1 protein-coding gene is annotated in these 512 nt (G+C 45.9%); it reads right to left on the bottom strand.

Annotation, left to right across the window (positions count from 1 at the left end; genetic code table 11):
- Positions 1–148: 148 nt before the first annotated feature.
- On the bottom strand, positions 149–512 hold a 364-nt coding region (locus CIK04_RS23990), incomplete at its 5' end, for a 50S ribosomal protein L11 methyltransferase (RefSeq protein WP_176463417.1).

Below are 512 nucleotides of genomic sequence, written 5' to 3'. Positions count from 1 at the left end.
TCTTCAAAACGTCGTCACAGCTTCATTACCAGGCAAGGGCGCGCTATTTACGCATTTTTTTTCTGCGTGAAAAGACTAATATTTGAGCATTGACAAATTGTTTTTGCAATTTGTATGAATTTCAAACAATTAACCCTGAAAGTCTTATCTAGCCTTGCTTGCGACCAGAGATGCGACACCATTCACTTTGCTCAACGATCGGATCAATGTGAAGCTCGTCACGGTAATAGTTGGCTACGTCTTCTGCTTGGGTGTCCAGTACACCTGACATCGCCAATTGACCGTTGGGTTTGACAAGGCCCTTGATGATTGAAGAAAGCTCACGCAGTGGTGCCGCCAAAATGTTTGCCACAACGACGTCAGCAAGCAGACCTTCTGGTTGATCTTGAGGCAGATAAACATCCAGTTGATCGGCAACGCCATTACGTTGAGCGTTGTCTTTCGAAGCGAGAAGTGCTTGAGGATCAATGTCGATCCCGATGACTTTTTCTGCACCCAGTTTGATCGCTGCG

Source organism: Vibrio sp. 03_296, assembly GCF_002265885.1.
Note: the sequence above shows the minus strand (reverse complement) of the source record. Positions and strands in the feature narration are given on the sequence as shown.